Raw genomic sequence first — 7,515 nt, 5'->3', positions numbered from 1 at the left:
GAAAAGCGGTGACGATGCAACATGATGCACCCGCGTCAATTCAATAACCGTGTTGCACTCAGCTCCTGCAACCGCCCCATCTTCAAATGAAGCGGGTGCTCCCCGAAGCTGGTCTCCTGTTTTACCGTGGGCCCAACCCATGACACGGGCTATGGGATACGTATTTCGGGGGCAAGGTCAGAACTGCGCACCTGCAATCGCATCCTGGCAGCCAAACCCCATCATAAAAAGACGGGGTTTATGGAGCGGTTACCTATAAACAGAAATTTGAATATTTGGACATTAAAAAGCCAGCATTGCCGGCTTTTTAATGTCCAAACGAACGGTATCAGTTAGAAGTTACATTGCCCTGCCAAATTACCTCCGCGCTGGTTGGCTGCCGTCAAAGTAAGTGTTCCGTTCAATCTGCCCCTAGCCGTCGCAGTCAATGTGTAGGCGCTAGCCGTGACGTTGGCGACTGCCACCTGAAATTCCTCGGTATTTCCCGGCATGGGCGCATTGGCGTTGTAGGCTCCATTGTTTTGAGCTCTGCTACGTTCCATATTGGCAGATGCCTGCATGAGTAATGACTTGCCGTCTTCGCAGGCCGCTCGGTTGACGTAGGCACCATACTGAGGAATGGCAATAGCCGCTAATATCCCGATTATGACGATGGTGATCATTAGCTCTATTAGCGTGAATCCAGTCTGTTTACGCATCGAGTCTATCCTCACTCTTCATCAATCCAGTAGGTGCGCGGTGTCGATAGCGTCCGGCTACACGACTGTGGGTTCTTATCGCAAAGACATTTCTCAGGATTAGGCGAGTCTTCGCACTCAGGCTCATCTGGTTTTGGAATCAGCTGTGATGGGTCATTGTAGACCCAGCAATAGTTGCCCTTGCAGTAAACCTGAGGGTTGGACGGAAGGCTACCGCCTTTGGCTATTACATAACGCGAAGTGCTGAGGGCGGTCGAGTCCAGCAGGTTCACACTATAGGCACGGGTTATGCCAGTCGCGGCCTGGCAGGAGTTCTGGTTAGCTTTGGGTTCATAGGTATTGAAATAGAGCTTCCCGCCAATGGCCAGCGGGCGCGAAAGGGCTTTTTCACCATCGGGAACCAAGCGGATATACCAGCCCTGTTTGGAGAGTAACTCCTCCACTTCAGTGGTGGTGGCTTGTTCCAAACTAGTGGCGTCGTAGAGATCTGTTTCTGTTAGTACGCTTCCAATTTCGTCCAGATACTCCGTACGGAAGGAGTAGAAACGGTCGTCGATAACTTTATTTAGAGGGTGACCGCGATAGCCGGAACCAATGTTTACGGTGAGATTGAGTTTGTTCTTGGCAGTAACCAAGGCAATTTCTGGTTCGTGATAGAAGCGTCGGGCACTGACAGCATCGTTACCTGCAACACTGGCAAAAATACCGCCAGTCACCAATCCATTACCACTTTCACCATTGTTGATATGGAAGCGCCATACTTGTCCTCCCATGTCTCCGACGAAAATTTGTCCGGCCAATCCATCCGGGTCAGTGAAAATTTTGCCTTGGTCGTTGGTCTGCAGCGCGGTCACGTTGACCCCGCTGGGGATGCTGTAGTTCATGCCGCTGATGCTGGCGCCGGAGGCTGACCAGATCAGCGCGCCAGTTCGGGCGTTGACGATAAACAGGTCATTGCCTTGGTCATCAAGGGTACGGATGGTGGCGTTGTCCTGATCCGGGTCATAGCCACCGCCGAAGACTAGGACATCGGTGATAGTGTTGCCGACCTTGATCTTGGTCTTCACAGGGGCAGACCAGGTCTGGCCCAGGCGGGCGAAGCTGCCGCTGCCACCCTGGATTGTCCAGAGTAGCTGCGGTGATGTGCGGTTCGTGATGTCCAAGGCGTAGATATCACGTCCACCGCGGCCCATGGTGGCGTAGGCGTAGACGAATTCGCCGGTCTCAGCTGAGGTGCCGTTAAGGATCACACCGTTGTTGTTGGCATCGTTGGCCCATACGGTAACGGTGTTGTCCATGCCATACATATGGCTGTTGGTGCCGGTTGCGGCGTTGGCCCGCAGGCGCTTGATATTCGGCAACAGGGTGCTGGGCATAAAGGCGAACTGCTCTGTACCGCTTTCGGTATCAAACATCTGCACGAAGCCTTCATTGGTGCCGAAGATAACGCTCTGTTGCTCGTTGGTACAAATGCCATTGGTGTAAGCGCTGCAGCCATAGGTCACCAGGCTAGGGGTGGCATGGATCGGGTCGCCAAGGGATTTCCGTTCGAGGCTAGGGTTATTAGGGTCGAAGCCGCGGATGTAACTGATCAGATTTTCCCGTTCGGTGATGTTGGCTGCCCCCAGTTTTTCACTGGTAAGTTCGGCATTCGCTACGCTGATGGCGGTCAGCGCATTATTGGTCGATACGTTGGTTAGCAGGCTGCGGTCATTAGGGGTTGGCAGCCTGGAGGCAGCACCACCGGCTCCTACATTGCTGCCGTCGTTACTGGTGGACCACCAACTGCGGGCGTCAGAGCGGAAGAAACCGGTGTTGGTATCGATGGCAGCCAAACCGTCCTTGTCGACGATAAAGGCAGCGCCATTGCTTGTAGCCATGCCATAACGCTTGAGATTGCCTATCCAGCGGTCGGTGATGGACGGGCGGAACAGGGAGAAATACAGCTGATCCTTGTTGTCTTGACGGTTGAAGGTGTTCACGGGGGCACTGGCGCTGACGAAGGTGGTGTCGGTAGCCAGTACTTGTTGCAGGATTTGGTTGAACGCATTGGAGAGTGAGGAGGCGTTATCGGCCGAATAGAAGCCGCCGCCGCCTTCCTTCGCCAAGTCTGCAAGGAAGGTTTTGATCTGGGCTGCTTCTGTGTCGCTACGCGCGTCTAGGGCGAAGCCAACGGTATGAGTAAGAATGTAATTATCGCCAGCGAAGGTGGATTGATCGGTGTCCGCCATCCAACGCACCAGTTCGCGGGCGCATTTTTCATCAGCGAAGCCGATACCACTTGTGCTGCAACCGCCGGCCAGGCTAGCGATACCGCTGGTTGCCGTGCTAGAGGTGCCTTCAGGCTTGCCGTCTGTGAGCAGTACCAGGTGCGTGGCTTGGCAGGAGCTGGTTATTGGGCTGGCGTTAGTCCCTGTGTGGTATTTCTCCGACAAGTATTGTGCCCCATCGTACAAGGCGGGGACGATGGGGGTACCACCGCTGGCGTTCATACCCTGTACTAAGCCGTTGACGTGGGTGCGTACGCTCCGAAAGTTGGTGCCCAGACCGCCAGTACCTAGTTTTATACGCAGTTTGATGGAGTCGGCGGGGCTGCTGTCGTAGGCCATGGCGCTGTAACCGCTATTGTTGCTCGGCTTGAGAATTACAGAGAGGGCGTTGCCGTCGTTCCAGCCATTGTTACCGCTACCGCTTTTGGCAAATACGCTCTGCAGCGCGCTTGTCAAGTTTGCACCACTGCAGATGCTTTCTTCGCCGCTAAGGGTGCAGTTGATGCCGCTACTCAGCGTCCGTGAGCCAAGATTGTTATTATTTGTTAGCAGTTCACTTGAGTTGCCGGTGTCCTCGACATGGATGGTGACATTGGCGCTTCCGCTGGTGCCGCTGCGAGTGACTATTACCTGGGCGTCAATGACTTGGGCACCCTGGACAACTGGCAGATTTTCGTAACGAGCGCCAATGTGGGTAGTGTTGCTTCCCAAAGTCATGGTGTTCTCATTGACCGCAACCGGTTGACTAGTGGTGCACCCCCACCAGTTGCATGATTCGATGGTGTATTGTCGGGCATCATTTTTCGGGGCGGTAACACGGGTTTCAAGCACTGGGCGGAAACAGCCGGTTTCGCCACCTTCATAAGTGAGTTTGAGTACAGGTTTAAGGGGTGAACCGTCGACGCTGTATGTGGTGCGACTGCCGTCTCCTGTAGTTGGCTCAAGGAAGAAGGCCATGGCGTTATTACCGCACCAAGCACTACTACTTATAACTTCCTGGGCTTGTTGTATGACGCTAGGTCCTTCGATATAGGCCGGTGGGTTTTCCGTTCTCCACTCGGCTGCTGCCCAGTTGGCGGTGGATGTTTTGGTGCGTCCGGTGAAGTCTTCACTGGTGCTGAATGCACTGGCATCTCCAGTGTTCTGTGCGCTGACAGCAAAGGTAACGGGGCGGTTGTCCGAACCTGTCGGTACGAAATCGATGCGCGCCGAGGTGATGGTAGCCCCCTGGGGCACGGCGACGTTCTGGAAGCGCAGGCCGGTAGAGCGGGAGGAGTTCGTTCCGCCGCTGTAGGTGATCTCTAGGCGTGGAGCATTGGCATTATCGCCCACATAATAGTTGTAGTTGCTGTCTCGGGTTGCCCGCAGGCGTAAGGCCACATCCGCTATAGGGTCGGCGCTTGGTGCGAGTGGTTTTAGGCTGCTGTTCAGTAAGTCGGTCAAATCAATACTGAAGGGTGCACCGGCTGCCCAGTTATTAGGTAGCTTGATGGCGTCAGTGCGGGCAATGCTCGAAGCAATGGAAAAGTCCCGGTCGCTGATTAATGTTGCATCGTTGATCGCTGCAGGGGTTTTGCTGTTCTCGAGTCTGATATCAATACCAGGTTTGTTGGTAGTTTGGTTGTTTGCTGCCGTCAGAATAAGCTTGGCCGATGTGATGGTCACGTTGCTCGGAATATTAAGGTTGCGAAACAGGAACAAGCCTGTCTGACCGCTACTGCCGCTCCTGGCGTTGAGTTGGGTCTTAGTGCCGGTGTCGCAGTTATCGCGGGCAGTTCCGATCTTGACTGAACAACTGTAGTTGCCGTTTAGGTAGTAAGACGAGTTGTCATTCGAGTATCCGTCCGCAGGTGCATTACCCAGATCACGGATCAGTGTATTGTTCGAATGGTTGTTGATATGCCCCATGACCAAGGTCGGCGCATCGATCACCGTACTGCTGTTCTGCCGGCTGGCATCGTCTGCTGAAACAATGATTTCTGGGGTGGCGGCAGCGATACCGACGGGGCCGTCAATGTATTCCACCGGGTACGCCAGGCGGCTGCCGCCATAGTCGCTGCGCGCATTCAACGCCATGACCCCCACGTTGATGTTATTAGTGTTGCTGATGATGTCGTTGAATGACTCTTTTAACACGGTCATGCGGCTGGGGCCGTGAGAGGTTTGGGTTGGAGTCGAGTCCCTATCTAAGCGCCAGGCCATGGAGCCGGAGTTGTCCAAGATGAACAACACATTAGGCTTGATGCCCTCACTGGCGCTAGGGCCGCCAAAGAAGATTTCGGTGTCGTCGGCATAGCTTAGTGCATTTTGCAGGAGCAGGGCGCCGGCCAGACAGGAAGAAAGGGTCGTGCGCAGGAAGTGAGTGCTTTTCATGTTGCGGTTCCTTGGCCTCATTGGGCCCAAAGAGAGTACGAGGCGGCTGTAATGCCCTGCCGATCTATTGCTGGAGTTGGCGGCGTTGGCCACCCTGGCGGTGAATTGCAGTGGTACTACAGTTCCCGGCTTCGCAGGTTTCGCCCGTGCTCAGAATATCGAAGCAGTTCAGGCCGATCCGTTCCCCGCTCCCAGGGCAGGGGCCGGCATAGATGACAGCGACACTGAATTGTTCTTTTGCCCCCAACGGTATCGGAGGGTCTATCGGTGACGGGAAGTTGCTATTGCTGTAAGCAGCAAAGTATTGGGTCGTCCACCTTTGTAAGCCACTTTCCGCAGCCTGGAAGGCGGCGTTTTGCTGCTCGCTATTGGAGGATATCCTCAATTGCAGGTTTGATTGCGAAGCGGCAGTGATGGCTATTATGGTCAGCATCAATAGCAGAACCAGGCTAACGAGCAGAACGATACCTTGTTGTTTGGCATGACCTTTCATCAGAGGCGATTCCGTAGTTCGTAGGTGGCACTGAATGTCCGGTTTGCCAAGTTTTCATTGCCCTGGCGCGAATCGGAAACGGTTATCTGGACATTGATGGCCCTGGCGAAGGCCGCATTGCCGGCAGGGATAAATGTCACCTGCATAGTGGCGTTATCCAGAATTGGGTCGTTATTGCGGCTGATGCCGCTACCTGCGTTGGTATAAGTAATAGCGGGCTCAAAATTGAGTGCAACGGGGCCGCATCCGCTGCCCGGAGTTGCATAGCGAAATGTCAGATTAGTAGTGGCGGTGCTCGAAATCGCGTCATCTGGTAGAGTGCCGCCGCTCGGGAACGGAGTGCTGGTGTCAGCGGCGACGCAGCCTTGGTAGCCTGCTCGACGTGCATCCTGTCCGATGATTTCGAGGGCTAGGCGACCGCTTTCTTGCATTCTGGCAAGTTCGGTGTTGGCCCTGTCGGCTGCCGATGTCCTGGAGAACAATTCTGTTACGCCGAGGATCAACAGTGTGCTGATTAGAACTGCGACCATCAACTCTATGAGGGACAGGCCCCGTTGATACTTATTCACAGTTCGACCTCCACTCTGACGCTACCGACATCGCCACTTGGCTCTTGCCACTGCACCTCAACAATGTAGCCATTGGCGCCATTGCGTGTGATCGAGGTGCTAGGTAGAAGATTGGGCAAGCTGCCGTTGAGTTCAGTGCACCATTGGGTCAGGTCGCTGATGGCTTTTTCCGTGCCTTCGCAGTCGTCACATATGGCATTCGGGCATGCGGTTGGATTGGCCAGTACATAATCATTGTTCAGCGTGGCCTGACTGATGCGGAAGTTCTGGTTGGGCTTGTCGGGGTCGAGCACTTTGTTTGCGCGCATCCGGTCGATGATGTCGTAAGCGAGCAAGCTGGCTTGCCCACGTGAGTAGGCGCTTTCACTGGACTGCAGGCTCTGGGTCATCAGCGTGGCCATGCCCAGTAGGCCGATGGCCAGAATGACGACGGCAATCATTACTTCGATGAGCGTGAAACCCTCGGTGTGATGCGTGCTATACATCAGCAACTGCTCCCATGACAGACGGATACCTGGCCGATACGGTTAACCTGAATGGTTCGTACGCCAGCAGTGTTGCTCACGACCAGTGCAGCCACGCCGGCTAGTTGGCCATTGGCGTTGTACTGAATGGTGTTGCCATTTACCGCGACATCATTAGGAAGTGGTGAAAGCACTCTCAATACTTCGCCATCCGCGAGCAGAACGATGCCGCCGTCAGCCCATGAGCCGCTGCAACTAGCCTGGTCATTGCTGTTACAGACGAAAACGGCCTGATTGCGAGTGACTGCCTCGCTACGTGCCAATTGCAGGGCGCCGATTAGGTTGTTGCTAGAAGAGGTCAGGCGATTGCTGGCGATCATTGCCTGATAGCCTGGAACCGCTACAGCTGAAACGATGACGATGATGGCGAGAACTATCATCAATTCGATCAGCGTGAAGCCTTTGCTTGAAGCCATGAAGTTCTCCACGTCATTCGGTAAGGCTTGGGCCGAAAGGTCAGCCTGTATGCAGGGTAATTTAGCAGCGCCTACTGGCGACACTGAGCCATGACGGACAAGCGGGCGCATTTGGTTACCAACAGGATCTAGCGCAGCGTCAGCTGCTCAAAATATGTGAGGCAGTCGACGC

The 7,515-nt window shown here is 54.6% G+C and carries 6 protein-coding genes; all 6 read right to left on the bottom strand.

Annotated features, from left to right (window positions below):
- Positions 1-332: 332 nt before the first annotated feature.
- The 6 genes from P8H27_RS01690 to P8H27_RS01665 all read right to left on the bottom strand — a co-directional run bounded on the left by P8H27_RS01690 (position 333) and on the right by P8H27_RS01665 (position 7,343).
- The gene (locus tag P8H27_RS01690; protein ID WP_289634876.1) at positions 333-698 is read right to left on the bottom strand and encodes a type IV pilin protein; all 366 of its coding nucleotides are present in this window, start codon (positions 696-698) and stop codon (positions 333-335) included.
- A gap of 11 nt (positions 699-709) precedes the next feature.
- Complete coding sequence (locus P8H27_RS01685) at positions 710-5,341, bottom strand: PilC/PilY family type IV pilus protein (protein ID WP_289634875.1); 4,632 nt, start codon at positions 5,339-5,341, stop codon at positions 710-712.
- A 64-nt stretch (positions 5,342-5,405) separates the two neighbouring features.
- Entirely contained in the window at positions 5,406-5,834 is a 429-nt protein-coding gene (locus P8H27_RS01680; protein ID WP_289634874.1) for a PilX N-terminal domain-containing pilus assembly protein, read from the bottom strand.
- Positions 5,834-6,403 carry a PilW family protein gene (locus P8H27_RS01675; RefSeq protein WP_289634873.1) on the bottom strand — a complete coding sequence of 190 codons (570 nt, stop codon included), beginning with the start codon at positions 6,401-6,403 and terminating at the stop codon, positions 5,834-5,836. Before P8H27_RS01675 ends, P8H27_RS01680 begins: the two co-directional genes overlap by 1 nt.
- Positions 6,400-6,888, bottom strand: a complete 489-nt coding sequence (pilV, locus tag P8H27_RS01670; protein ID WP_289634872.1) for a type IV pilus modification protein PilV — start codon at positions 6,886-6,888, stop codon at positions 6,400-6,402. Before pilV ends, P8H27_RS01675 begins: the two co-directional genes overlap by 4 nt.
- Positions 6,888-7,343, bottom strand: coding sequence for a GspH/FimT family pseudopilin (locus tag P8H27_RS01665; protein ID WP_289634871.1), 456 nt, complete (start codon positions 7,341-7,343; stop codon positions 6,888-6,890). Before P8H27_RS01665 ends, pilV begins: the two co-directional genes overlap by 1 nt.
- Positions 7,344-7,515 lie beyond the last annotated feature (172 nt).

The sequence above is a fragment of the Pseudomonas sp. sp1636 genome (assembly GCF_030376615.1).
Taxonomy (GTDB): domain Bacteria; phylum Pseudomonadota; class Gammaproteobacteria; order Pseudomonadales; family Pseudomonadaceae; genus Aquipseudomonas.
This window is presented reverse-complemented; position numbering and strand designations above follow the sequence as displayed.